The sequence below is a fragment of the Rothia sp. HMSC069C01 genome, assembly GCF_001814655.1.
In the GTDB taxonomy this organism is placed as follows: domain Bacteria; phylum Actinomycetota; class Actinomycetes; order Actinomycetales; family Micrococcaceae; genus Rothia; species Rothia dentocariosa.
The window spans coordinates 113911-138319 of record NZ_KV817408.1 but is presented as its reverse complement, the minus strand read 5'-3'; the positions used below and the strand labels follow the sequence as shown (position 1 = coordinate 138319).

The window sequence follows — 24409 nt, the reverse complement described above, 5'->3', positions numbered from 1 at the left end:
GCACCGTTTTACCTGGATTCTCACCCGTTTGGGGTACCCACCCGGTAGAATGGTTGAAGTGTATGGGCGCGAAGAAGAGCGTCCTCAGGTACAGAGAACCGGCGAGTTCCAGCGCAAACACCAGACAGATTATGGGAGGCAGAGAGTTATACCGATGAGCGAATTGAGTACGGCGCAAAATACCATGGCACATGCATGGGAAGCCCCCACGTACCGGGGTGCGCCTGGGATGAGCGCACGGATGCGCATCCCCGGCTCCAAATCGCTCACCAACCGTTACCTGCTCCTCGCGGCTCTTGCTGATTCTCCCTCACGGTTGCGTGCTCCCCTACACTCGCGAGACTCAGCCCTCATGATTTCCGCTTTAGAGACACTCGGAGCCCAGTTCGAGCGTATCGAGACAGGTTCGGAGTTTGGTCCTGATCTTCTCATAACCCCTCTAAATCTTGCTTCGGCTCCCCCAATGGTAAAGATTGATTGTGGACTTGCGGGAACGGTCATGCGTTTTGTACCCGCTCTTGCTGCTTTGCTTCCGGGTGATTACAACTTTGATGGTGATCCACAAGCCCGCAAACGGCCGATGGCGGCGCTCTGCGATGGTCTGCGTCAGCTAGGGGCGCGTATTGAACGATCGGGCAATGATTCCGTAGATACCTTGCCTTTCACTCTGCATTCCCCCGGACTTGCGGCCGCATCCGGTACTCCCGCAGAGATCTTTATTGATGCTTCGGCTTCATCGCAATTTATATCTGCTCTGCTCTTGATTGCGCCTAGGCTTCCTAAGGGGTTAACGATTCATCATCGGGGAAACGCGATACCTTCGGTACCTCATATTGAGATGACTATGCAGACTCTCCGTGACTTGGGTGTACGCGCGGAAGCTGTTGCTGGTGAATACGCTTGGCGTGTATTCCCGGGCACTATTTCCGGGTTTGATGTCACGGTTGAACCGGATCTTTCTAACGCTGGTCCTTTCCTTGCAGCTGCGATGGTAACGGGCAACTCAGTGACTATTCCCGATTGGCCCGCTCCTACAGCAGACGGTTCCCCCGGAACAACGCAGGGAGGTGATGAGTGGCGTACCATTCTGCTCCGTTTAGGCGGTGCCGTTGAATTCTCTAATGGTTCGCTCACAGTCACCGGGCCCGAAGAGATAACCCGGCTTTCCGGGGTCGAGTTTAACCTACAGACTGCAGGCGAACTCGCGCCCACAGTTGCCGCTCTCGTTGCGCTTCTTGACTCCCCGAGCACTCTCACTGGCATTGGGCACCTGCGTGGGCATGAGACTGACCGCCTCGCGGCTCTCGTCGCTGAGATTAACCGTTTGGGCGGGCTTGCCGAAGAAACAGCCGACGGTATTCGCATTCTTCGCCCCGTTCGACGTCTGCCTCAAGACTCTCCTGTGACGGTACAGACCTATGAAGACCATCGAGTAGCAACGTTCGCGGCGGTTATTGGAATTCACGAACCCGGAGTGCGCATCGAAAACGTTCAGACAACCGCAAAAACACTTCCACAATTCACAGCGCTTTGGCAAAAAATGCTTTCGCAATGGGAAGGAGCGCGCTCGTGAATCCATCCCGAAACCGGTCTTTCGACGAGTGGGATGAATCCGACGTTCGAGTTCGCCCCAATAAAAAGGGTTCTCGACCCCGCACTAAGGAACGCCCCCGGTACAAGCACGCTATACGCGGTCGCGTCGTCACCGTCGATCGTGGTCGGTGGTCAGTAGTTGTCGATGAAGGCACCCCACAGGAGCGGACTCTTATCGCGGCACGGGCACGCGAATTGCGCCGTACCCCCATTGTCACTGGAGACTTTGTGGATGTAGTCGGAGATATATCCGGCGCAAAAGACACCCTAGCGCGCATCGTTCGTTTGGGAGAGCGTTCTTCGGTACTGCGCCGCAGTGCCGATGACACAGATACAACCGAACGTGTGGTGGTGGCCAATGCGAACCAGTTGGTCATTGTGGTTGCTGCTGCGAATCCGCAGCCGCGCACAGGTTTTATTGATCGAGCCGTCGTTGCCGCATATGATGCCGGGATAGAGCCTATTTTGTGCATTACAAAAACCGATGTTTCTCGCCCTCAGCAACTACTCGATTATTACAGTGCCTCGGGGCTAAAAATTGTACTCTCGGGGTCAGCTGACGGTCGAGCCCCAAGTGAGTCTGGAGCCGAGGGTCTTCTGCATGCACCCGTTCATAAGCTTCTCGAAGAGCTTGTGGGTAAGGTATCTGTGCTTCTCGGGCATTCGGGGGTCGGTAAATCTACTTTGGTGAATGCACTCACTGGTGCAGACCGTGCGACTGGGCACGTTAACGCCGTTACGGGGCGGGGTCGTCATACGTCTTCGTCAGCTCTGGCCTTACAGCCCGTATCCACGCCTGAGCTTCATGTACCACCCGGAACCTGGATTATCGATACTCCGGGTATACGTTCTTTCGGACTGGCTCATGTTCCGCCGGAGCAGGTTGTACAGGCGTTCCCCGATCTGGCTCCTGGCGAGCAGGACTGCCCTAAGGGCTGTCTTCATGCGGCTCAGGCGGTAGATTGCGGTATAAATACTTACGTGCAGGCGGGTAAAGCGGGGGCCAGTGGCGCGGCGCGTTTGGATTCGCTGCGAAAACTTTTGCAGGTTGTTCCTGATGAAGAAGCTGATTCCGATAAAGAGCTTGGGGCACTCGTGTAATCGCTCGTATCCTGTACATAAGTTCCTAAGACCACACACGGTAACATTTGACGACTAATGAGAGATTCATGAACTTTACGACGTCATACACTGATGATTTGAGGCTGGCGCATATCCTGGCGGATAACGTGGATCGCGTCAGCATGTCCCGGTTTAAAGATCGGTCTTTTACCGTGGAACACAAAAGCGACGGTACTCCAGTGACCGAGGTGGATCGTGAGGTCGAGGAACTTCTGCGTGCACAGCTCTCGCGGGTGCGCACACGCGACGGTATTATCGGTGAAGAGCTAGGATCAACAGGTACAGCTGCCAGGCAGTGGGTTATCGATCCCATTGATGGTACGCAGAATTTTGTGCGTGGTGTTCCGGTGTGGGCCACACTCATCGCTCTCCTTGATCAGGGTGAACCGGTTATGGGCCTTGTATCTGCCCCGGCTTTACAGCGACGGTGGTGGGCTGCGCAGGGTACAGGCGCCTACGCAGGTAAATCGCTAACTCAGGCTACACGACTTCAGGTGTCGAGCGTCCCCACGGTCTCTGGAGCTTCGCTCTCCTACGCCGAGTTCAAAGGATGGGAGGGTCTGGGACTCGGACAGAATTTTCTCTCGCTAGTCCATGCGGTTAACCGCTCCCGTGCCTACGGTGACTTTTGGTCATATTGTTTAGTGGCCGAAGGGGCTGTTGATATTGCCTGTGAAGCTCAAGTTGCGCTCCACGATATTGCCGCGCTAGTTCCGCTTGTGCGTGAAGCAGGCGGGGCCTTCACAACAGCAGCTGGTGACGATGCGGTAACTACAGCGCAGGCGGGAGGTACCGCCAGTACTTTAGCTACTAATGGGGTCTTGCATCGTTCTGTGATAAGTCAGCTTGCACCCGAGTAACCATTCGGGTCCTGTGGTAAGGAACGGCGAAGCCCCGGCGGGTCACTAGATTTATGTGTGATAATCCCATCGGGGCTTTTATATAGGCTCTTGGTCTTGGTGCACGGGTAAATATACACGTTGTTGGCAGGCTAATTTCTAGGAAATCGCAAGAAGGTAGAGGAAGAAGTTTCCAACTATTCCTAAAGCTCCTAAGGCTCCCATGACGATGCCAAGGGAGGCAAAGGCGCGCATCCTGCCCGTCATGGGGGTAATACGTCCTTTGTTCACAGTAAAGGAAAAAATCCCCAGCCATATTGATATAACTATTGGTACCAACGCTAGAAGCATGGTATTTGAGATTGTCGTAAATTCATAGGCACCATAGCCCATAGAATCGTAGTCGTCGTGGAGTATGGCGATCCCCAGTACCTGAAAGCCACTAAATCCGGTAAGTACAAGTCCACAAAGCGAAGCAGCAAAAGAACCTATCGAGTAGAAATATCCAGGTCCGCGAATTTCGCCGGTAGGTTCCCCGTAAGGTCGCCTGTCCTCTGGTGGAACCTCATATTGGCGAGGAGCCCTACTGTAGCCAAAGTCGTAGGCGGCAGCCACGTGTCCAACTGGGGGTACGGCTTGCTGAGCCTGAGGATGAGACGCTCCATCCGTTGCTGAAGCATAAGCCGCCAATGGCGCGTCTGAAGCTGCAGAATTCTGCATATCGTGACCATCCTGTAGCGTTGGAGCTTCGACTTGAGGATATGATGCCTGAGGTGTGTTTGAATCTGGCATAGGATCCTGTCGCGGGTTTTCTGTCATCTTTTTCTCCATACGCGCTGAGTCTTCTTTCTTGATATTACGTTATTCTGGGCTGAAAATCATGCTCTTGCGGCTTTAGCCGTTGCATACTTCCCATATTTTGTTCGGCGCGAAAAAGGCCAAACATAACTGAGCCGCCCACCAGCGATTCTGCTGGTGGGCGGCTCAGTTATCAGGTTCGGGTTTTAGTTCCCTACCCCTTTTAAGGGCTTTTGTGGAGATGCGGGGAATCGAACCCCGGTCCGATGTGGCTTCAACAGGGCTTCTCCGTGCGCAGTTTGTGAAAGCGCTATTTCTCGGCTCCGATGTTTGCACAAACACTTACATCGACAAACCTATTCGTAATAAAAGTCCCATCAGCCCCTACGACGAGGGCTAACAGCAGTGGCCTTTTAAGTCGATGCCGGGTTCTGAGCCAAAGGCATGCTCAGACCGACAGACTGCAACTCGCGCTTAGGCAGCGAGTGCGAAGTCAGTGCGCTTAGATTTTGCACTTATTTTTTTGCAGAGAGCGTTAACGAGATAACCCTGCGTCCTCGGCACGCTTCACCCATCTCAACCCACATCGTCGAAACCGATCATCCCCCTATACTTTTATCAAAAAGCACCATCTACAAACGTTCTCTGCATTGCCTTGAGACGCACAGTATACCGCTCGCGATGGTAACGGTTAACTATATCAGAGGGTCTGTCTCTACACAACCACCAGGTTCTTTTACTAACAACACACCAACATTATTTTACTTATGCACAGGGGCGGAACACATCCGTAACGAGATGCTCCGCCCCCTTCATTCAGCGAAAGACTGATACCTGTCTGTTACTGAGCGGGAACAGTCATACGGCTATCAGGGTTATCCCCTACCTGGCATACCTTATTGCCGTTACCATCCGGAGTACCGACCTTCTGGCATTCCTGAAGAGTCTGCTGACCCAGTACAAAAGCGATAGTCGCGATAATAGCTATGATGATACCCACACAACCAGTAATAATGCCGGCGATGGACATTCCCTTGCCCTTGCCCAACTGGCGCGACTGGCGAAGTCCAAGAGCGCCCAAAATAATAGCACCAATGCCGAGCAGACCTCCGACAATAAAGAATCCACTCACAACAGCAAGAACACCAAGTACCAAGGAAATAATTGCCATGACCGGAGCGGCCTGCGAGGAGCCACCTGTGTTCTGAACATTAGTATCAAACTGAGAAACGCCGTAGGCAGACTGCCCATACTGCCCTTGCTGACTCTGGGCACCGTAATAGTTCTGCCCCTGGCTTGTGTATCCAGAATTTACAGGCTGGTTCTGATACCCGCTAGGCTGCGAGTAAGAATTCTGCTGACCGTAGCTCTGCTGAGCATTTTGCTGTGCAGATTGAGAACCAGAAGTTCCGTAGGGGGCTTGCTGCGCCTGCTGGGGGTAGGAAGAATTTCCATTATAGACAGATGATCCGTTCTGCTGCGTCTGGGCAGAATTCTGACCGTAGCTTTTCTGCTGTGAAGATCCCTGTTGCTGGACGTTCTGGTATCCCGCAGAGCTTTGGTGATTCTGTGTCGGATTACTGCTCTGCTGACCGGAGTTCCCCTGCTGAGAGTAACTCCGTGAATCCTGAGTCTGCTGATATTGGTTGTAACCTTGAGCTGAATTATAGTTCTGCTGTGAGGCGTAGCTCTGTCCTGAGGCGCTCTGCCCGGTCTGCGAAGAGTGCTGGGGGGTAGAATACTGTTGCTGCCCCGAAACCATGTTCGAGGAGCTAGAGTACTGCGTGTTATAGGAGGGCTGCCCCGCTGATGGAGTAGGCTGCTGATTTTGTGCCTGACCACCGTAGAAAAGATGCTGATCGCCCGAGCCCTGTTGCGGCTGCTGAGGGTACTGCTGCTGGTATGAGTTCTGAGCGCCATTGCCCTGGTAGTTCCCCTGCTGGGAACTATTATTCTGGGGCACCTGTCCCTGATACTGCCGTTGCGCTTGTGAATCCTGAGTTTGAGAGTTCTGATCGTGACCAGGCTGTTGCGACTGCCCTTGTGGCTTGTTCTGACCGTAAAGGTTTTCTGACATGCTTTACTATCCTTTGTCTTCGGTGAGGCCGTCGGTTATCCCGGCGTTATTGCTGAGTACCAACTTTCATTATACGAATTTTTATATCGAAAACCATTGGTTACGACACCCTAAGCTTCATAAAAATTAGGATGCTCTATCTCACCTATTCCACTATCCTTGAAGCACAAACGTGTGGGGCGGGTAGCTTTTTAAGCCACCTGCCCCACATGGTGAACAATATATTTGGCTACCGAACAGAAGTAGTCCCGTCGGTATTGACAGTCGTCTTCTGTCCATTAATTGAGCAGGTGACAGAGCCGTCACTATTCTGCACACCAGTATTCTTGCATTCCTGCATCATCATCGTACCGATGATGAGCAAGACAAGAACCACGGCTGATAGTATAAAGCCAATAGCACTGGTAACAACGCCCCCGATAGCCATACCCTTGCCACCGCCGGTACCTTTACGTACCTTGCGAAGCGCAATAATACCAAGGATCAGACCTACAAGTGCTACAACAATAGTGATGAAGCTTAGAGGAAGAGCCCCAAGTATACTCACGATGCCCATCACCAACGATGCAATCGCCATACCAGCGGGAAGCTTCGTCGGAACGTAACCGGAGTAAGCGTTTCCTGCAGGCGCAACAGGCGGCGCAGCAGGAACGAATTTCGGTTGCTCGGACTGCCCTCCAGAATGACCGGATGTATTCGGAACGTTCTCAGACATAAAACTCCTCCATTATTTCTGTCTGTTGTGTCACTGCATACTTACACATCTTATCGGGTAAATACGCTTTATGTCTTGCTAGTAAGTATATCCTACATGTGTCTTACCGGTGCAGATTTCTAGCCAAAAATAGCTAATCTTGATTTCCTCTGTAGAAGTTCTTCAGAGACATCAACCAGTAACATCTAACTTATCTAGCATAGATGACTATCCTAAATTGCGGTACCGCATGGCACGTGCCGCCTCCAAATTATCCTGCCTCTCACGCAGCGCCTGACGCTTATCGTACTCACGTTTACCTGTTGCCAAGGCAATCTCAACCTTCACACGCCCACCGCTAAAATATAGCTTGAGGGGCACCACTGTATACCCGGTTTCTTTGAGTTTCTGCTCTAACCGGTTAATCTCTGAACGATGCAGTAACAGCTTACGGCTGCGGCGTGCTGAATGATTCGTCCATGTACCATAGCCGTACTCAGCAATATGAATACCTTCCAGCCAGAGTTCGTGATCCTTTACATGGCAGAACCCGTCAGTGATAGAGGCTCCCCCATCGCGCAGAGATTTCACCTCTGTTCCTAAAAGGACCACGCCCGCTTCATAGGTGTCGACAATATTGTAGTTATGTCGTGCTTTCTTGTTCTGCGCGATAATCGAGTTATTCGGGTCTGTTTTGGCGCCTTTTTTCTTTTTCTGAGCCATAATATTCCTTATGCTTAGCCTTCGTTACCACGGCGACCAGAGGCGCGCCAGCGAATGCCCTCTTCAATAAATCTATTGAGCCCCCCGTCAAGTACGCTTGACGTGTTGCCTTCCTCGTATCCGGTACGCAGATCCTTCACCATCTGGTACGGATGGAGCACGTAGGATCGCATTTGATCGCCCCAGCTTGCTTTAATATCACCCGCCAGCTCTTTCTTTTTGGCGTCCTCCTGCTCTTGACGAAGCATAAGTAAACGCGATTGCAGCACGCGCAGAGCCGCAGCCCGGTTTTGAATCTGCGATTTTTCATTCTGCATTGACACTACAATACCCGTTGGAATATGCGTCATACGCACCGCTGAGTCCGTTGTATTGACGGATTGACCGCCCGGTCCAGAGGAGCGAAATACATCAACCTTAATCTCAGACTCGGGGATCTCAAGCGCATCGGTCTGCTCGATCAGAGGAATAACTTCAACCGCGGCAAATGAGGTTTGCCTGCGCCCCTGATTATCAAATGGAGAGATACGTACTAGCCGATGGGTGCCCGCTTCAACAGAAAGGCGACCAAAAGCGTAGGGCGCGTTGACCTCAAAAGTTACGGATTTCAGCCCTGCTTCTTCAGCATACGAAGTGTCCAGCACTTTCGTCGGATAGCCATTCTTTTCAGCCCACCGCAAGTACATGCGCAAAAGCATCTCTGCAAAATCTGCCGCGTCCACACCACCCGCGCCTGAACGAATCGTTACAACAGCCTCACGCTGATCGTACTCGCCAGAGAGCAGCACCAAGACTTCAAGTTCATCCAGCTTCTTCCTCAGCTCTTTACACTCGGCTTCAGCCTCCGCCAATAGGTCTTCTGCGGATGATTCATCTTCGGTCTGTGCCAGCTCGACCATGACCTCAACATCATCAATACGAGACGCTAAGCTCGTTAGACGATTCAGTTCAGCTTGCTTATGGGAAAGCGCGCTTGTTACCCGTTGAGCGTGCTCAGGATCATCCCAAAGCTCAGGTGCTGAAGCTTGCTGAGATAGGTCTTCAAGAGCGCGCTTGATACCCTCAAGGTCACTCACCGCAACAATTGAGGCGTATATGGAACGCAGATCCTTAATCTCAGCCGAAAAGTCGAAAGATGCCATAGCATTTAAGACTAGCGTGAATCAGGCGGAAAGTCCCGCCGAATTACTTTACAACGCTACAGACGCATTTACTTTTCGTCCTTCTGTCTCTGGTGGATGCGGGCGCGAGCCTGAGCCTTCACCTCAAAACCATCAGGAACCACAGCCGAAACGATCGGAGGATGAATCCTAGCACGTAACGTGACATGAACAGTACGGTCATCGCTAATCTGCACCGAGTCTACCTGCAAGTTCACGAATTCGTGAGAAGCTCCACTCTCCTCCAGATATTTGGCAGCAAGCTGCCTAGCTCGAGCGTTGTCTGCAGAGTTATCGGAATATTCCGAGAATCCATGCTCTATAGTTCGTGCGATAGAAATGGCTTGCGCATCCGCAAGGTCTTCGAGTCTGTGGGTTTGTACGTGAGCACCCGTGACCGCTAAAGTCACTGATGCTATCAACAGTACCAGAGCGCACATACCAACGATGAGCGGACTAATGCTCCCCTCATCATTATCACTGTCATGGCTCCGAACGGCATGAATATACGAAACTACCATCTAATTTCCCTTACGGAGTTTCCCGGGAAGCGGATGAAGCAGCAGAACCTATCTCAGTCTGTCCCCAGGTCACCGATTGTGAGGATACCGGGATAACGCTTGCTCCTAGCCCCTGCGGAATTAGGGGAAGGTGTGCATTTACCTGAACCTGGACTCTAATACTCTCCCGCGCGCTACACGACCCTGAACAGCTCAAAGATACCGAGATATCAGATTCTGCAACCCCAAAATCGCGTGCCACAAGCGCGCTCAAACGTTGAGCCTGTTCCTGCGACATCGAAGTCTCAGGCGGCAGCTCCTGAATATATTGAGCTACCTGCGCGCTTGCGGCATGCGCCCCCAAGATCGAAGCCTGCACTGAAAAAATCGTCAAGACCCCATACATGATAGGGAGCAGCAGTGTAACACCGAGCCCGAGAAATTCAACAATTGCGCTCCCGCGCTCATGTTCATGATCGGTATTCTCTGAATCCTCTGCACGAGTCCGCAGACACAGCGCCAGGTTTCTAAGACTGAATATATGCAGCATGACCACTCACCGAAATAGAACCTGGGAACCCCCATGGCCCCAGTACTGGCAAAGGAGCGGTAATGTGAACCTCAAGAATACGAATTCCAGACGGATCGACATATACCGATGTATGTACATCTTGCGCATAATTCTCGGGCAAATTCCCCCGAATAATCTGCTCTGCTCGTTCCTGGCCTTCCTCAGGGGTGCGGTCGTACAATGTTCCGTAGCGAGCGCCCGCGCTTGCAGCATCCAACAGAATATTGCGCGTGTAAAACGCATAGGAAACCTGCAAAATTGCGACGGTCAGCAGTACTAAGAGAGCAGAAACCATCACGAACTCAGTGCTGGCATCCCCTCGTTCTGACGGCGATGCCGCAAGCTCTTGTTTTTGATGTCGGCTCATACGACTAGGGACGAATAAGCGCAATAGCATCGTTAAACATCTTGATCAAAGCTGGTTGGGCAATAGCTAAAATCGCGGCGACCAAGATGGCACTCATCATGGTAATCATGACCCATCCGGGTACATCTCCGCGTTCTGGGTCGTCGTGCAAGCCTCTATAAGAGGTAAGCAGAAAAGCAATACCGGGAACAGACAGAAGCAACATACGAAGTCGAGTAAACATAGTATTTTCCTTATGTGATTGAGCTATTTGGAATCCGCCTTAGGGGCGAGGTTATGATGCGTTAAAACGCAAGTTTCATTAGCGAAAGGCCGGGGAAAATCGCAAAGACTACGGTCAACGGCAGAATTAAAAATACGACAGGCGCCAACATGGCGATCTCCTTTTTCCCGGCTACTTCGAGAAGCTCGCGTTTCGCGTTGTCGCGCACATCTTGGGCCTGTGCCCGTAGAACATCTGCCAAAGGAGTACCGCGTTCAATGGCTACGGCTACACCATCGACAAATCGGCTAAGGGCTGGAATTTGTGTACTCTGTGCGAATTCGTTGAGCGCCGCCAGTAGGCTGGATCCGGCTCGCGTTTGCGCAAGAATATCGTTAAATTCTCGGGCCAATTCCCCGCGAGAAGTACGGCAAATGCGCTCCAGGGAAGCAAGAGCAGATTCACCTGCAGCCACCGAAAGCGCCATCATCTCTGCAAGCGCGGGAAACTCCGCAATAAGCTGTTTCTCACGACGTACAATAATCTGGCCCAGCCACCAGTCTCGCGCCAGAAAACCGGTAACACCACCCAGGATAATGAGCATCAGGCCGCTCCAGAGTGACAATTGGTTTTCCAACAGCCCAATAACGCTCAATACTCCTAAAAGGGCCACCGAACTAACCGCCCAGAGGATTTGTTCGGCACGAAAAGCACTTACAGTCTGATCACTTCCCGCGCGGCGCAAGCGAGCAGCAAGGGCTTCGTCCCTAGACTCTGTAGAACGTACCCGCCCTAGGAACGACTGCATCATAGGTTCCAGGAACGAATAAAGGGCATCTAAAACGCTAGTTCCTGAGGCCTGATTCTCACGGTGCAGGGATTCGCGTATCGAAACGGAGCGCATCTGCGGCGCAATACGTTCTCCAAAGTTCGGCCCACGTCTCTTACGCAATGAAGATGCTATGAGCATTACACCAAACGCGAAGAAAAGCCCGAAGATAATAGCAAAGTTCATGCAAAAACCCTCCTTTCTTGAGGTAGCGCCCCGATACGGAGCATGATGCGGTACGCGATTACCGACAGTCCAGCACCCGCGAACATAAGAACGAAACCGGCAAAAGAGTTATAAATATTTCGAACCGCAGGCTGTGTGGCCATCAGCATCAGTACTACCCATGGAGCAACACAGGCCAACCGGGCGGCGTTGACAGTCCAAGATTGGCGTGCTTGAAGTTCTGCTCGGGTACGCGCATTTTCTCGTAAGAAATTACTCAATGTGCCCAGTAGTCGTCCCAAGTCGCTGCCGCCGACTTCACGTGCTATTTTGAGTGCTTCAACGATATTATCGGCGACTGGATCAGCAACATATTCCTTGAGCCGATTCAAGGAAGCTACAAAGTCACCGGTTGCACGATAATCCGATCCAAAACGTGCAAAAGCCTCTCGAAGTTCATAAGGTCCGCGGTATGAAAGCTGGATAAGAGCCTCTGGCAGTGAAAGCCCGGCACGAATAGCCGATCGTAAGTGATCAACGGCATCCGGCCAGAGCTGCCAGAGCTTACTCTCACGCACTTTCGCACGATGATTCACAACCACGCGAGGCATGATGAAACCACTGCCCGTCCCTAGAAAGGCGAAACTCCACAGCCCGGTCAGGGCGAAAAGAAGCACTCCTGCTAAGACCCCACTGAGGATACTCACTCCGGTAAAAGCCGAGGGAGTAATAGTGTGCATCCCAGCTTTACGAAGAGTTACCGCTATCTTCGGTTCCCGTTCAGTCTTGACGGCTCCTTGCGGCATGCTCCAGCATGACCACCATACGAGGAAAACCCCGATCCCCATTGCTAAGCCATAGATAACACCCATTAGCGTCCTACCTTTGCTGCTGCTAATACTTGTTCGGGCCGGTGTCCGGCGCGAATCCATTTCTCGGGTGTTGGGATTTCTAAGGCTACGCACACCAGTTCGCCTTGTTGACGGGTAAAAAGCGGTGACATCTCAATGACGCCGTCTTCTACACGACCGCCCAGCATATAAATCTCTTCTACCTGACGATGCCCGTGGGTATCGCGACCACAATGAATTACGAGGTCGAAACAGCTTGCTACGGTAGGCACCACGAAGGCGGATGAGATGTTGTCTCCTGCCAGCAACGGAAGAGTACAAATTTTAGTGACTGCATCCCGTGCAGAATTCGCGTGAATAGTACACATACCCGGTAAACCCGCGTTAAGAGCGATGAGCATATCGAGGGATTCCGCTTCGCGAACCTCGCCAATGAGTAGTCGATCCGGTCTCATACGCAGAGCCTCTTTGACGAGGCGGCGAAGAGCTATTGCGCCTTTACCCTCTAGATTAGGCTGTCTGCATTGCATTCCAACGACATCGCGCAGAGGAATAGAAAGCTCAAAGATTTCTTCACAGGTCACCACCCGTTCGCGCGGCGGTATAGATGCTGCCAAACAATTTAGCATTGTGGTTTTACCCGCTTGAGTAGCCCCGGACACTAAAATATTGACTCCGCTTTCGACAGCAGCGTGTAAAAACGATGCAGCTCCCGCGCTCAGGGAACCAAGCTTTACGAGGTCGGGAAGACGTTTGGCGCGCACCACAAATTTACGAATGTTGAGGGAGGTGTGGGCTCTCGTAATATCGGGAATCACGGCGTGCAGACGAGATCCATCCGGTAACGAAGCATCGACGAAGGGAGATGATAAATCGACACGTCGTCCCGAAGGCTTGAGCATACGTTCCAAGAGCTGTTGAATAGCCTCATCGCTGAGGTGCAGCCCTGTCAGTTCACTCTCGCCAGCACGAGCCACAAAGATTTCATCGGGTGAATTGATCCAGATTTCTTCGACCTCTTCATCATCAAGATAAGGCTGAAGCGGGCCATATCCGCAGAGATCGTTACGCAGTCGATGGATAATCTCTTCGACGTTCTCAAGAGGAGGAAGGGAAGCGCGTACCATCCGTCTTTCGTAGGCGGAAACAGTACTTCTAATGAGCCCTTCGACGGCATCCCGTGACGTGTAAGGGTCAAGGTCTCCGTCGCGAATCGCATCACGGATCTCGGCATCGAGCAGAGAATAATAATCTGGCACGACAGCAGATCTCGGGGTCTCCATTGATGTTCTCCCGGTGAAGTTTAGTGTGGTTGGTATTCTCAACGCTCTCTTAAATCAAAAATTTCGCGTTGATGTCACAATATATCCACTGGAAAACATTCACCAAAACTACATATATTTTATGCGTAATGTTCCTCGAATAATTTCTGACTCTCCTGCTAAGACTTATAGGGCTTTCAATTAATGCGTAGACGGGGTGAGGGGGAGAACAACCGTTACGGTTGTTCTCCCCCTCACCCCGTCTACGCATACTAGAAACCTAGGTGTACTAGCCACGAATCATCTTGACCGCATCCTTGATGTCCCCGTCGAAACTTAAATTACCGTGGTCAAGTACTACACCGCGATCACATATCTGTGACACTAGGTCGAGGTCATGACTTACGACAACCAGAGTCTTGCCCGCTTGGATGAGCTCTTGAATCCTTGCAATACATTTCTTCTGGAAAGGTTCATCGCCAACCGCCAGAATCTCATCCACCAAGAAAATATCTGGGTTAGTATGCACAGCCACCGAAAACGCAAGACGCAGGTACATACCGGATGAATAAAACTTCACCTCAGTATCAATAAATTCCTCAATTTCAGAGAATGCCACAATATCATCAAAGGCATCTTCAATCTCTTTTTTGGTCATACCCAGAATAGCGCCATTGAGGAATACATTATCGCGCCCCGTGAGGTCGGGATGAAAGCCTGCACCCACCTCAATAAGGCCCGCGATTTTACCGCGGTTGAGGACCTGCCCGCCTTCAGGCTGCATCACACCGGAAATCAGCTTCAAAAGGGTTGATTTACCGGAACCATTGAGCCCCAAAAGTGCCACACGTTCACCCTGTTTTACATTCAGAGTAATACCATTGAGAGCGTTAAACTTCTCAGACAGGTCACCTTTACGCCCCTTCATAAGCCATACAAAGGCTTCTTTCATAGAACGCGTATGACGCAGCACAAAGCTTTTAACGAGCTCATCGACTTGAATAACAACCGGAGCATTCGGATCAATCTCAGGCAGATCTATTTTCTCAATCTTCACAAGAATCAGAGCTCCTGAGCGAAGTTGCCCTCAAACTTACGGAAGAGCAAATCGCCGATTAGAACGGTCAGTAAGGAAATACCAATACCTACTGGGGTCCAGATACTAAACAGATGCGGAACAATCTCAGCAAAATGTCCCGACTTTTCGAGGTCTGCCGTAGGGCGCCAAAAACCGTAGTGGAAAAGTTCAACCGCAACGGTCAGCGGGTTCAACATAAACACGTTGAAAACCCACGGATATAGAGTGTCACGTACCATGGTCCAGGAGTACAACACCGGGGAGAACCATGTTGCTACCATCAGGAGCATATCAACGATATTCTCGGAGTCGCGGAAGAACACGTTTGCGACACCAAAGATGAGCCCCAGGCCGTAGGACAGAAGCATCACGATAGCCATCCCGGCAAAAATCGCGGCAATATTGCGCGGCCCAGGCCGCCACCCCGCAAAGAAGCAAGCGATGAGCATCACCACGATTTGGGGTATGAAATGTACTACCGCCACCCACACAGTTGAAAGTGAGAAGAGCTCCCTCGGAAGATAAATCTTCCGAATCAGGGCGCTGTTAACCACCATCGTGCGGGCACCGTTCCCGAATCCTTCCGAGAAGAAGTTAATCACGATCATGCCCGAAAACAGGTAGATCGCATAGTTGTGCATTCCTCGTTCCAAGCCTAAGAATAAGCCCATGGCAACATAGAACACGCCGAACTGGACGCCCGGCTTAATGTAAGACCACAGGATCCCTAGAACCGAGCCACGGTAGCGAACCTGGATTTCCTTATCAACCAGTAGCCTCAAAAGGTACCGATTACGAATGGCATCCAGGATTCCCCGCCCGCGGCCGGGGGCTTTCAAAGGTTCATCGTGCAAAGTGCTCATCGCTTAAGTTCAGACTCCGTATGCTTTGCAAAAGTTTCTGCCCATGCATCATAGGAAGCGACATCGGCTGCAGCATCTTGATACCGCTTGCGCAACTGCTCCCAATCTTTAATGATCTTCGCGTGCAATCTGGTAGCGTGAATCAGCTTTGACCGCAGCTGCTGGGGATCACGGCGATACCAGAACAATCCGGTTCCCTCCGCGTTCGTGGCCAGTGCTGAATCAAACTTAGACAGCGTCCACCAGTTAGTTTCTCCGTAGTTAAGTTGAATCTGCGGATGTTCTTTCGCTTCATCATCTACGGGTTTGAACAGCTGACGTGCAACCGTTCTTGCGGTCCACGGCACAAGTTTCTTATATCCCGGTGACTTGAAATTGCGGCGACCGCGGAAAGGCGGCTTCTTCGATTTAACTGTGGGAAAGTCGTCCACATTCGGCTTCATCTGGGACTCCGGGTACTCCCCCGCCAACTGACGAATTACCGGTAAACGAGCCGAAAGCGACTCATGCAGGTGCTCCGGTCCGGCCAGCAAATCTTCCAGCGCCATGAGGCGGCCTGCTTGAGTGTAATACTGCATTGACAACGTGTGCTTGACGTCCAAGAACATGGAGTCAACCAGCACGCGGCCACCCTTATCGAAGGGAGAATGCAACAGCGCGGTAATTAGGCGGTTACGTTCATGATAGTAAGCCTGCCAGCCCACCGAGTCATCCTTATCGGTCCATGAAACGTGCCATACACCTGCTCCAGGGAAGGACACTGTAGGGATACCAGCAGCCTTCGCGCGCAAGCCATACTCAGCGTCATCCCATTTAAGGAAAAGCGGTAACGACAGGCCGATCTTGCGGATTACCGAAGTTGGGATAAGGCACATCCACCAACCGTTATAATCCACGTCCACACGACGATGCAGCCAGTGCGTGCTGCGCAGGTTGCTGCGGCCTAAGTCGTGACCCATCGCCATATCCTCGTGAGGCTTCGCGTAGAAGTTACGCCACGGATCAACGACTTCGCCGAATGCATGAAGTACCGAGCGATCGAACATATCGAACATGTGCGCACCCACGATTGTGGGGTCTTTGCAATAGTTCGCGAAAGTCACCATGCGCAAAATTGCTTCTGGCTCCACGATCACGTCGTCATCAAGCAGAAGCACATAATCGCTGCCGTTCTTGACTGCCTCGAACATACCGCGCGAAAAACCGCCGGAACCACCCAAGTTCCCCTGGTTAATGATGCGGAACTTACCAGCAAGAGGCTTAACGACCTCCTCGAATTCTTCGTGATCCTGCACCTTCGAACTGCCCTGATCAACAATTAGGAACTCGTGGACAGCATCAAAAATTTCGGGGCTGTTGCCAAGCGTACGAATGTTGTCAATACAATAATCGACCTTATTCATGGTCGTAATCTGGACCGTCGCTTGACCAGCCTGGACATCGGCACGGGGCTCAATATCACCTAGCCAATTAGCCTCAACCAGTTCAAGATCTTCAGTTCCAGAAAGATCAAACCAATACCAACCGCCATCGCCGAAAGGCGCTAGGGGCAGGGTAAAGATTGATGTTTCGTCCCCCGAAAGGAGCTTTGCATCCACACGCTGAATAACACCCCGCCCGTTGGATTTGTATACGATCACCATGCCTTCGCCACGGGTTTGGACGCTCAGTACGACCTCTTTAAGATCGGTCCAACGGCGCCAATACGATGCTGGGAACGCATTGAAATAGGTGCCAAATGAGAGACTTTGCCCGGGATTAACGTTGATGGAGCGACGACCGATAAGGCCTTCAGCCGCGGTTCGGTTAGCAGCGATATTAGCGGCGCTTTGTTCCTGTACCTGCGCCGCCTCTGTAATACTCGTGGTAGCGTCACCATCAATACGGGTTGGCAGCTGAACGCCAGCGGCTACGCCAGCATCCACATACAGAGGTACCACGTCGGTTTCAACCGCGCTAGGGAAAATAACGCGCTGCAGGGTTTTCAGAATTTGAGTTTCAGCCATAATTATGCTTCAACTCCACCAGATTCAATCTTGGCACCCTGTGCAAAGTGCGGACGAATCTTGTTATCAAACATCGACAGCGCCGCGCCGATCGCCATATGCATATCGAGGTACTTGTAGGTACCCAGACGGCCCCCAAAAAGAACGTTCTGCTCGCCCTTTGCCAGATCACGGTACTTCAAAAGTTTTTCACGGTCTACAGAGGTATTTACCGGGTAATAGGGCTCATCGCCCTTATTTGCAAAGCGTGAGTATTCGCGCATAATAACGGTTGCATCCTTGGTGTAATCACGCTCGGGATGGAAGTGACGGAACTCGTGAATACGGGTAAAAGGAACATCCGCATCAGGATAGTTCATCACGGAACAGCCCTGAAAATCTTCAATTGGCAGAACTTCTTCTTCCAGATCAATGGTGCGCCACGAGAGGTCGCCCTCTGCATAATCGAAGTAACGATCGACAGGGCCGGTGTAAACCACAGGAATCTGCCCCAGAACTTTCTCACGAGAATACTCGTGATCATCCGAGAAAAAGTCCGTATTCAAACGAACTTCAATATTCGGATGCGCCGCCATGCGTTCCAGCCACGCCGCATACCCGTCGACCGGTAGACCTTCATACTTATCGTTGAAGTAACGGTTGTCGTAGGTGTACCGCACAGGCAGGCGCGAAATAATGGATGCAGGCAGTTCCTCCGGCGGAGTCTGCCATTGTTTGGCGGTGTAGTGCTTAATAAAGGCTTCGTACAGTGGGCGCCCGATGAGTGAAATACCTTTGTCGTTGAGGTTTTGCGGGTCGGTACCTGCCAGTTCGCCAGCTTGTTCTGCGATGAGCGCCTTTGCTTCCGCAGGAGAGTAAGCAGCGTTAAAGAACTGGTTAATGGTGCCCAGGTTGATAGGCATGGGGTACACAATACCGTTGTGGCGAGTGTATACACGGTGCACGTAATTGGTGAACCCAGTAAATCGGTTTACATATTCCCAGACACGCTCGTTGGAGGTATGGAAAAGGTGAGCGCCATAGCGGTGCACCTCAATACCAGTCTGCTCTTCATTCTCGCTGTATGCATTACCGCCGATATGAGAACGACGATCCAGCAGAACGACCTTCAGACCCAATTCGGTCGCTGCCTGTTCTGCAATGGTCAGACCGAAAAGGCCGGATCCGACAACCACGAGATCCGCAGTCATTATTTACTCCTGTATGTCATGGGAACTCGCGTTATATCAGCGAATTCACCTGCCGTAGACACCCTGTGCAAGGGAGCCAATTCTGTTGTGTTTACGGCATACGCTGCCACTGACACAACGATTTTAGTCATTATCTAAAGTTACCCGATAACACCGTCAGTTGCATATTTTCCCGGTACAGCAGACTGGGGTTTAAACCCACGACGCACACGGTATAAGCGATAATTCCGAAATTCGAGTGTACCAATCCTACCGAAGAACCGGGCTGAGGTATACGGAGTGTCTCACACTTTTGGTTTCAAACTGCACGTCTATGCAACCTCTCTCCGAGGCAATCACGCGAGCCTGCACATCACGTAATATTTCCGGTTTTTCGCCGTTATTACCGGTAAATTTCCAAAATACCTGTGGATAACCTGCTCATCACATCTGAATCTCACACGTTATCCACAGAACCATGACAAAGCGGTTGAAAGCACATGGCATACCGACTGATATAGAAATATGAAACTTCGGCTTTTCCACACCCCTGATATCGCAGATGCAAGCGCCCAGGAGCGCTTGACTGATCACGATTTCTATCCAAGCCTCTTATCTCTTGAATGTTCCGAACAGACCTCGGGGGCACAGGTACAACACATAATTTCGCCCTCTAAAAATGTATATAGCGTCTTTTCTCCTAGCGGTGATTCCACTCGTTTAGAAGATTGCGTGGCTGCAGCCGCACCTCTGGTACATGGAGCCTGGCTCAAACCCGAGCAACCTTCCGATGAGAGACCAGCATCGGTTAGTACTCTTTGCGTACTTCGGGGACCGGATGCGGGCCGCTCTTTCTCACTCCCTCGTGGGTTAACCGTTCTAGGACGCTCCGAAACGCGTAGCGGTATTTCACTCAATGATCCATATATCAAGCCACGCCACGCCGAATTTGATGCTTCTGGTTCAGGAGTGACTCTCAGGGTTCTAGAGCCGGAGAGGACTGCGCAAAGAACCGGCTCCCGTGCGCGCCCAAAGCCTCAAATTCTACAGTGGAACAAACCTTTTATGGTAGGTACTTCACTGTGTGTCATCTGTCCTCCCGGAAAAACCCCGGAGCTTCCCACGCCCTCACACGATTCTTCGCCTTTTACTCCGGTTATTGTTAATCCGCCCGCTCCCCGAAAACTGGGCATGATGCTGATGACTATCCTGTTACCGCTTGTGGCGGGCGTGGCCTTCGCCCTTTTTACAGGTATGTGGATTTTCTTGCTCATGTCTGTGGCTTCTTCACTTTTTATGCTGATGCATTTTTTCGGGGGCAGAGCGGAAAACCGCAGTGCCGCTGCGTTGGTGAAGAGCAGCGCAAAGCAAGAGTTAGAACGAGCACAGGCACTGCCGACAGCAGGAACACTGTTGCACGCAGCGGCCCCTGACGCTGCACGGTCACCTGCTGTAGTCCTAGGATACGGTCCTCGTCTCCCCTATATTTCGGGGCGAAACGTACGATTTGAGAAGATTTCTCCGCATCCACAGGCTCCACATTATATTCCGGTCCCAGTACCAGGCTTACCTCACGACGTATCGCTGCGTGCCGAACATCTTCATGCTTATTTAGTACAGCTTGTAGCCCATGCACGCGATACCATCACGGTCATAACCGATGCTGAGCATGCCGAAACACCGCTTTACGGTGCTTTGCGTTCCTTAGGTGTCTGCCCCCGTGTGTTTCTTCACGAGGGTGCGTCTCAGGCTCACCATATTCTCGAAAAGATATGTGATGCTGCAGAACGTCCAGGAACAGCCTTATCGACTTCACAGGAGGCTGGAGACGACCAGCTTTTCATCATTTCCGCATCACTAGTGCGTTCCATACCGGCTGCGTTGATTAAACGAGCCGCGCAGGGGGCAAGGTTATGCATTGTTCACATGCCTATCGCCCGTGGAACCATCGATTCACCTCGCTCTGCTTCGGTATTCACCCATATATCCCATCTGCAGGTACATACCCACGGCGATTACCTAGAATCTGTGCAATATCTGCTTCGCGGCAGCATCACTGATGATACAGCCCACAAAATCACCGGCTCTTCTCAGCACGCAGGACTTATGCCTCACGAAGGGATCGTTCAGAACCACCCCTTAGACCTGCACGATATATGTGCTATAGCAGATGGGCTCAGTACTAACACATACATTCGTACTTTGGGGGCTTTATCTGCGGTCCAGGCGTCATCTCCCGCAGGGTCAGGACACGGCACCGGTTCGGTCCATGCACGCACGCTTGCTTTCTCTGAGCTTACCCAGCAGTCTACGAATCTCCTCTACGAGCAGTGCCTTCAGCGGTGGGAACACAACCGCTACGCAGAGGATATTAGTTGTCTTTTAGGGGCCACCACCGAAGGATTTTGCGATATTGGGTTCACAACGCACGGCCCACATTGGCTTCTGGGAGGCACCACCGGCGCAGGAAAATCTCAACTTTTGCGTTCGCTCATCCTCAGTGCGGCTCTGCGATATTCCCCAGAACGGCTGGGGCTTATTCTGGTAGATTTTAAGGGCTCCGCCGGGCTTGGCCCTCTGGCTGAGCTTCCCCATACCCTCAGTTTGCTGAGTGATTTCGATGTTGCCGCCGTTCGCCGCGCGCTTGAGTTTTTACGTGCCGATGTGAACCGACGTGAGCTTGATTTACGCAACTTAGGGGTAAATTCTTATCATGACTACCTGCGGTTGTGCGCTTCAACGGGCGAAATACCACAGTACCCGGAAGTTGTGATTGTGGTTGATGAGTTCCGTATGCTCGTTGAGTCTATGCCGGATGCTATGACCGAGCTAATGCGCATCGCTACTATTGGTCGTTCCTTAGGTATTCACCTGCTCTTGGCAACTCAACGACCTCAGGGAAGTATTTCACAGGATATTCGGGCCAATATTGCTACAAATATCTGTTTGCGTGTGGCATCTGCACAGGATTCATACAATCTCTTAGGGCATGAAAAGGCCGCGCATATTTCCGCGTCCTCTCCCGGAGCGGGATATGTCAGTCTTCCAGATGGTCGTATTCTAGCTTTCCGTGCCCCACTTGTGGACGCTCTTCCGCAGCAACATGCGGACTTCCAACAAGTGTATCGGTGGGAGACTCCGGGATGGGTTCCCCTAAACAAGACACCCTCCGTACAACAAGTTCCAGCCGAAGGTGAGGATAAGCTCCTAACCCGTGCCGTGCATAGTATTCGTGACTTATACCTGTCTTCACACAAGAGCCCTGCGTTTGTTGACCATTCCGAGCAAAATTCGAGCAGTGTTGCTTATACCTGCGCACGGTATACTCCTATACCGCAAGCATTACCGGAGAATTTTCCTCTAACCCGTACCCTGCTTGATACTGGTCTTCATCAAATCCTCGGCTCAGACGGCGCACGTAGGCGCGGTTACCTTTTGGGCACCGTCGAAATCCCACAGTACGGTAAACGGCAGCCTATTCGGTTGGATTTGGAGGCGCATCCGGGCGCCCTTGCCGTGCTAGGAACTGTTTCCGAACGCACCGCAATCACAAACGCGCTCATAGCCCAAGCTATTGAGCGGCAGAACCCTGTCTATGTTTTCACCTCAGATGCAGGGTATCATCGACGCCTGCACTCGTACGCAGATAGTCTTGCCGTACTCGTTGGCCCCCATGAGCCTCAGCATCTTCGATTCTGCCTCGAAAAAATACGCTCGACTCAACATTCTGCAGAACAGAGGGCTCAGCATCAGCAGCCTCTGCTCATCTGCGACGGAGTTGACGGATGGCTTGAAATGCTCATGAGAGACCCCCAGACGGAATCATATCTCTACGATGTATTGGCTCAGAGCCACCGTGAGGGCTACCAGGTTGTTTTTACCTCAGCTCTTCCTCTGCGAGGCAGGTTCAATTCGGTCGCATATTCAACCCTTCTCAGCCGCAGGTTTGTGGAATCGGATTTACTGCGCAAGTCTTCTAAGAGCTATCCTCTACCGAACGCCACACATTTTGCGATCGAAGGCGGGCTCAATACCGCCCTTGTGGGTGATGTTCCTCTGGAAGCATCAACGTTGTGCCCTGTCGTGACCTCATGTGAAAATATCATCGAGCTGCAATCGGGTAACTCCGACTTTTCATGCAATAAGTCGCTCTCACTCCGTCAGTTCCCGCGGACTTTTCCCATGCCACAGCTAGAGACAATCGTCACGTGGCATAGAGGCTACAACGCCCAGGGAACACATATATTGTGCGGCTACTCCCGTACGGGCACTCCTAGCTTTCTTCAGGCCAAGGAAGGCGTTTTTATACCCGTTGTGGGTTCCCGGGCCTCAGGTAAAACGCATTTTCTCTCTGCGCTTCGAATGCTTAACCCGCATCTGGGAGCTCTCTACATCAATGGGAACACCCCACCCGACGGCCAGAAAATTCGCCAGATGTGCAAGTCGGTACAAGATCCCGAGAAAACTCTGATTCTCATCGATGATCTTGCCTATATACCGGCAGCCGCTCAGCAGGTGCTTCTTGATCTCGGGCCGCGTTTCAGGGCTGTTTGGGTAGCATATACGCCATGGGCCCGGTGGCATTCATCCCCCATTTTGACGGCACTTTCTGGATGCTCGCGAGCGGTTCTTCTGGCTCCTGCCTCTATCTCTGATGGGGACATTTGTTCTTTGCATGAGATCCCACGCGATATGTATACCGAGGGGATGTTACCGGCTGGGCGCGGAGCACTTGTGGATGCGGGCCGTGTACAGGCTTTTCAGGTTCCCGATGAGGTGTATCAGTCTGTACATGATGCCGTTCAGGCTTATCAAGAGTAAATTTATCGACCCGCATAACGGGATAATTCTCGTTCCTCTTCCTCAGTAACTTTGAGTGTATATTCTCGGGTTGCACGGGTGAAGAGGAGCGCGAATGCCGTTCCAGCTAAGAGAATTTCCACACAGTTAATCACTAAAAATGTTACGGCAGCAGCTTGTACTTCTGGGGTAAGACTAAAGTATATGGAGAGGTTAGAAGCACCTACAAAAGCAGCACACAGGCTGATGAGCATCACCCAGACACGAGCATGTCCCTGATAGAAACGAACAGCGCAGAACATGATGCCTACCCCCAAAGCAACTTGAATGAGACTGTTGACGATACGATCTGCGTTCCTCTCAGAGTCATTCATGATGAAGGGGGCGATAATTCCGCGGTACACAAGCACGACGGCAAAAAATCCTAATATACCGGAGGTTATTTTTACAGTAATCGGTACGGTGACGCGTGCTTTCATCGTGTTGGTGGTCTTCCCCATCGTACTCTCCTTGCGGTGGGCTCAGATGCGAGGCTTATAGGCTTTTAATTCTAACTGGCAGTCGTTAAACACGCATGGTCTGACGTTTTATGTCGTGCATTCGTAGAAGTTCACGTAATTTGCTCTTTTTTCATGATTTTTGAACATAGTTATAGGAGTTTCTTAAGTATTGAAACTTAGATACAAGGAGACCCTAAGTGATGCAAACCTCCAAAATTTTAAGATTTTTTTCGAAAAACC

At 51.6% G+C, this 24409-nt stretch carries 21 protein-coding genes and 1 other RNA gene; 4 read left to right on the top strand and 18 right to left on the bottom strand.

Features of this window, described 5'->3' with window-relative positions:
* Nucleotides 1-154 precede the first annotated feature (154 nt).
* From aroA to HMPREF2981_RS07395, 3 genes are all read left to right on the top strand, one after another.
* Nucleotides 155-1573, top strand: a complete 1419-nt coding sequence (gene aroA, locus HMPREF2981_RS07405; RefSeq protein WP_083313893.1) for a 3-phosphoshikimate 1-carboxyvinyltransferase — start codon at nt 155-157, stop codon at nt 1571-1573.
* The gene (gene rsgA / locus HMPREF2981_RS07400) at nt 1552-2694 is read left to right on the top strand and encodes a ribosome small subunit-dependent GTPase A (protein ID WP_048779072.1); all 1143 of its coding nucleotides are present in this window, start codon (nt 1552-1554) and stop codon (nt 2692-2694) included. Before aroA ends, rsgA begins: the two co-directional genes overlap by 22 nt.
* Before the next feature lie 68 nt (nt 2695-2762).
* Entirely contained in the window at nt 2763-3575 is an 813-nt protein-coding gene (locus HMPREF2981_RS07395; RefSeq protein ID WP_048779073.1) for an inositol monophosphatase family protein, read from the top strand.
* A gap of 138 nt (nt 3576-3713) precedes the next feature.
* Here the strand turns inward: HMPREF2981_RS07395 and HMPREF2981_RS07390 are convergent, their stop codons facing one another.
* The 17 genes from HMPREF2981_RS07390 to glf all read right to left on the bottom strand — a co-directional run bounded on the left by HMPREF2981_RS07390 (nt 3714) and on the right by glf (nt 18890).
* Nucleotides 3714-4373 (bottom strand): hypothetical protein, encoded by a 660-nt coding sequence (locus HMPREF2981_RS07390; RefSeq protein WP_246825383.1) that lies wholly within the window; start codon nt 4371-4373, stop codon nt 3714-3716.
* A gap of 212 nt (nt 4374-4585) precedes the next feature.
* Nucleotides 4586-4959, bottom strand: a transfer-messenger RNA (tmRNA) gene (gene ssrA / locus HMPREF2981_RS07385).
* Nucleotides 4960-5193: 234 nt separating this feature from the next.
* The gene (locus HMPREF2981_RS07380; protein ID WP_070662009.1) at nt 5194-6429 is read right to left on the bottom strand and encodes a DUF4190 domain-containing protein; all 1236 of its coding nucleotides are present in this window, start codon (nt 6427-6429) and stop codon (nt 5194-5196) included.
* A 229-nt stretch (nt 6430-6658) separates the two neighbouring features.
* Nucleotides 6659-7144 (bottom strand): DUF4190 domain-containing protein, encoded by a 486-nt coding sequence (locus tag HMPREF2981_RS07375; protein WP_070620901.1) that lies wholly within the window; start codon nt 7142-7144, stop codon nt 6659-6661.
* Nucleotides 7145-7351: 207 nt separating this feature from the next.
* The gene (smpB, locus tag HMPREF2981_RS07370) at nt 7352-7846 is read right to left on the bottom strand and encodes an SsrA-binding protein SmpB (protein WP_004005010.1); all 495 of its coding nucleotides are present in this window, start codon (nt 7844-7846) and stop codon (nt 7352-7354) included.
* 14 nt (nt 7847-7860) lie between these two features.
* Nucleotides 7861-8988: a peptide chain release factor 2 gene (gene prfB, locus HMPREF2981_RS07365; RefSeq protein ID WP_070662006.1), complete on the bottom strand. Its 1128-nt coding sequence runs from the start codon at nt 8986-8988 to the stop codon at nt 7861-7863.
* 68 nt (nt 8989-9056) lie between these two features.
* Nucleotides 9057-9527, bottom strand: a complete 471-nt coding sequence (locus HMPREF2981_RS07360) for a pilus assembly protein TadG-related protein (protein WP_070662002.1) — start codon at nt 9525-9527, stop codon at nt 9057-9059.
* Between the two features lie 10 nt (nt 9528-9537).
* Nucleotides 9538-9900 carry a hypothetical protein gene (locus HMPREF2981_RS07355; RefSeq protein ID WP_239668160.1) on the bottom strand — a complete coding sequence of 121 codons (363 nt, stop codon included), beginning with the start codon at nt 9898-9900 and terminating at the stop codon, nt 9538-9540.
* Nucleotides 9901-10033: 133 nt separating this feature from the next.
* Nucleotides 10034-10444, bottom strand: coding sequence for a TadE/TadG family type IV pilus assembly protein (locus tag HMPREF2981_RS07350; RefSeq protein WP_080976585.1), 411 nt, complete (start codon nt 10442-10444; stop codon nt 10034-10036).
* Nucleotides 10445-10448: 4 nt separating this feature from the next.
* Nucleotides 10449-10667 carry a hypothetical protein gene (locus tag HMPREF2981_RS07345; RefSeq protein WP_048779087.1) on the bottom strand — a complete coding sequence of 73 codons (219 nt, stop codon included), beginning with the start codon at nt 10665-10667 and terminating at the stop codon, nt 10449-10451.
* A 61-nt stretch (nt 10668-10728) separates the two neighbouring features.
* Nucleotides 10729-11661 (bottom strand): type II secretion system F family protein, encoded by a 933-nt coding sequence (locus HMPREF2981_RS07340; RefSeq protein WP_004005017.1) that lies wholly within the window; start codon nt 11659-11661, stop codon nt 10729-10731.
* Entirely contained in the window at nt 11658-12512 is an 855-nt protein-coding gene (locus HMPREF2981_RS07335; RefSeq protein ID WP_070661999.1) for a type II secretion system F family protein, read from the bottom strand. The genes HMPREF2981_RS07340 and HMPREF2981_RS07335 overlap by 4 nt, the downstream gene beginning before the upstream one ends.
* Nucleotides 12512-13774: a TadA family conjugal transfer-associated ATPase gene (locus HMPREF2981_RS07330; RefSeq protein ID WP_048779091.1), complete on the bottom strand. Its 1263-nt coding sequence runs from the start codon at nt 13772-13774 to the stop codon at nt 12512-12514. The genes HMPREF2981_RS07335 and HMPREF2981_RS07330 overlap by 1 nt, the downstream gene beginning before the upstream one ends.
* A gap of 268 nt (nt 13775-14042) precedes the next feature.
* Nucleotides 14043-14810 carry an ABC transporter ATP-binding protein gene (locus HMPREF2981_RS07325; RefSeq protein WP_004005021.1) on the bottom strand — a complete coding sequence of 256 codons (768 nt, stop codon included), beginning with the start codon at nt 14808-14810 and terminating at the stop codon, nt 14043-14045.
* 5 nt (nt 14811-14815) lie between these two features.
* On the bottom strand, nt 14816-15694 hold the full coding sequence (locus tag HMPREF2981_RS07320; protein ID WP_048779093.1) for an ABC transporter permease: 879 nt from the start codon (nt 15692-15694) through the stop codon (nt 14816-14818).
* Nucleotides 15691-17700: a glycosyltransferase gene (locus HMPREF2981_RS07315; RefSeq protein WP_070661996.1), complete on the bottom strand. Its 2010-nt coding sequence runs from the start codon at nt 17698-17700 to the stop codon at nt 15691-15693. The genes HMPREF2981_RS07320 and HMPREF2981_RS07315 overlap by 4 nt, the downstream gene beginning before the upstream one ends.
* Before the next feature lie 2 nt (nt 17701-17702).
* On the bottom strand, nt 17703-18890 hold the full coding sequence (glf, locus tag HMPREF2981_RS07310) for a UDP-galactopyranose mutase (protein ID WP_070661993.1): 1188 nt from the start codon (nt 18888-18890) through the stop codon (nt 17703-17705).
* A 1044-nt stretch (nt 18891-19934) separates the two neighbouring features.
* On the opposite strand from glf, the gene HMPREF2981_RS07305 reads away from it, so the two are divergent.
* A complete protein-coding gene (locus tag HMPREF2981_RS07305; protein WP_246825382.1) occupies nt 19935-23690 on the top strand; it encodes an FtsK/SpoIIIE domain-containing protein in 3756 nt (1251 codons plus the stop codon).
* A gap of 2 nt (nt 23691-23692) precedes the next feature.
* On the opposite strand, the gene HMPREF2981_RS07300 is transcribed toward HMPREF2981_RS07305, so the two are convergent.
* The gene (locus HMPREF2981_RS07300) at nt 23693-24169 is read right to left on the bottom strand and encodes a hypothetical protein (protein ID WP_048779099.1); all 477 of its coding nucleotides are present in this window, start codon (nt 24167-24169) and stop codon (nt 23693-23695) included.
* Nucleotides 24170-24409: the final 240 nt, after the last annotated feature.

What these genes read in the sequence shown, in the direction of transcription:
- aroA (WP_083313893.1), top strand. Translation starts at nt 155, where the DNA reads ATGAGCGAATTGAGTACGGCGCAAAATACCATGGCACATGCATGGGAA.
- rsgA (WP_048779072.1), top strand. Translation starts at nt 1,552, where the DNA reads ATGGGAAGGAGCGCGCTCGTGAATCCATCCCGAAACCGGTCTTTCGAC.
- HMPREF2981_RS07395 (WP_048779073.1), top strand. Translation starts at nt 2,763, where the DNA reads ATGAACTTTACGACGTCATACACTGATGATTTGAGGCTGGCGCATATC.
- HMPREF2981_RS07390 (WP_246825383.1), bottom strand. Translation starts at nt 4,373, where the DNA reads ATGACAGAAAACCCGCGACAGGATCCTATGCCAGATTCAAACACACCT.
- HMPREF2981_RS07380 (WP_070662009.1), bottom strand. Translation starts at nt 6,429, where the DNA reads ATGTCAGAAAACCTTTACGGTCAGAACAAGCCACAAGGGCAGTCGCAA.
- HMPREF2981_RS07375 (WP_070620901.1), bottom strand. Translation starts at nt 7,144, where the DNA reads ATGTCTGAGAACGTTCCGAATACATCCGGTCATTCTGGAGGGCAGTCC.
- smpB (WP_004005010.1), bottom strand. Translation starts at nt 7,846, where the DNA reads ATGGCTCAGAAAAAGAAAAAAGGCGCCAAAACAGACCCGAATAACTCG.
- prfB (WP_070662006.1), bottom strand. Translation starts at nt 8,988, where the DNA reads ATGGCATCTTTCGACTTTTCGGCTGAGATTAAGGATCTGCGTTCCATA.
- HMPREF2981_RS07360 (WP_070662002.1), bottom strand. Translation starts at nt 9,527, where the DNA reads ATGGTAGTTTCGTATATTCATGCCGTTCGGAGCCATGACAGTGATAAT.
- HMPREF2981_RS07350 (WP_080976585.1), bottom strand. Translation starts at nt 10,444, where the DNA reads ATGAGCCGACATCAAAAACAAGAGCTTGCGGCATCGCCGTCAGAACGA.
- HMPREF2981_RS07345 (WP_048779087.1), bottom strand. Translation starts at nt 10,667, where the DNA reads ATGTTTACTCGACTTCGTATGTTGCTTCTGTCTGTTCCCGGTATTGCT.
- HMPREF2981_RS07340 (WP_004005017.1), bottom strand. Translation starts at nt 11,661, where the DNA reads ATGAACTTTGCTATTATCTTCGGGCTTTTCTTCGCGTTTGGTGTAATG.
- HMPREF2981_RS07335 (WP_070661999.1), bottom strand. Translation starts at nt 12,512, where the DNA reads ATGGGTGTTATCTATGGCTTAGCAATGGGGATCGGGGTTTTCCTCGTA.
- HMPREF2981_RS07330 (WP_048779091.1), bottom strand. Translation starts at nt 13,774, where the DNA reads ATGGAGACCCCGAGATCTGCTGTCGTGCCAGATTATTATTCTCTGCTC.
- HMPREF2981_RS07320 (WP_048779093.1), bottom strand. Translation starts at nt 15,694, where the DNA reads ATGAGCACTTTGCACGATGAACCTTTGAAAGCCCCCGGCCGCGGGCGG.
- HMPREF2981_RS07315 (WP_070661996.1), bottom strand. Translation starts at nt 17,700, where the DNA reads ATGGCTGAAACTCAAATTCTGAAAACCCTGCAGCGCGTTATTTTCCCT.
- glf (WP_070661993.1), bottom strand. Translation starts at nt 18,890, where the DNA reads ATGACTGCGGATCTCGTGGTTGTCGGATCCGGCCTTTTCGGTCTGACC.
- HMPREF2981_RS07305 (WP_246825382.1), top strand. Translation starts at nt 19,935, where the DNA reads ATGGTAGGTACTTCACTGTGTGTCATCTGTCCTCCCGGAAAAACCCCG.
- HMPREF2981_RS07300 (WP_048779099.1), bottom strand. Translation starts at nt 24,169, where the DNA reads ATGGGGAAGACCACCAACACGATGAAAGCACGCGTCACCGTACCGATT.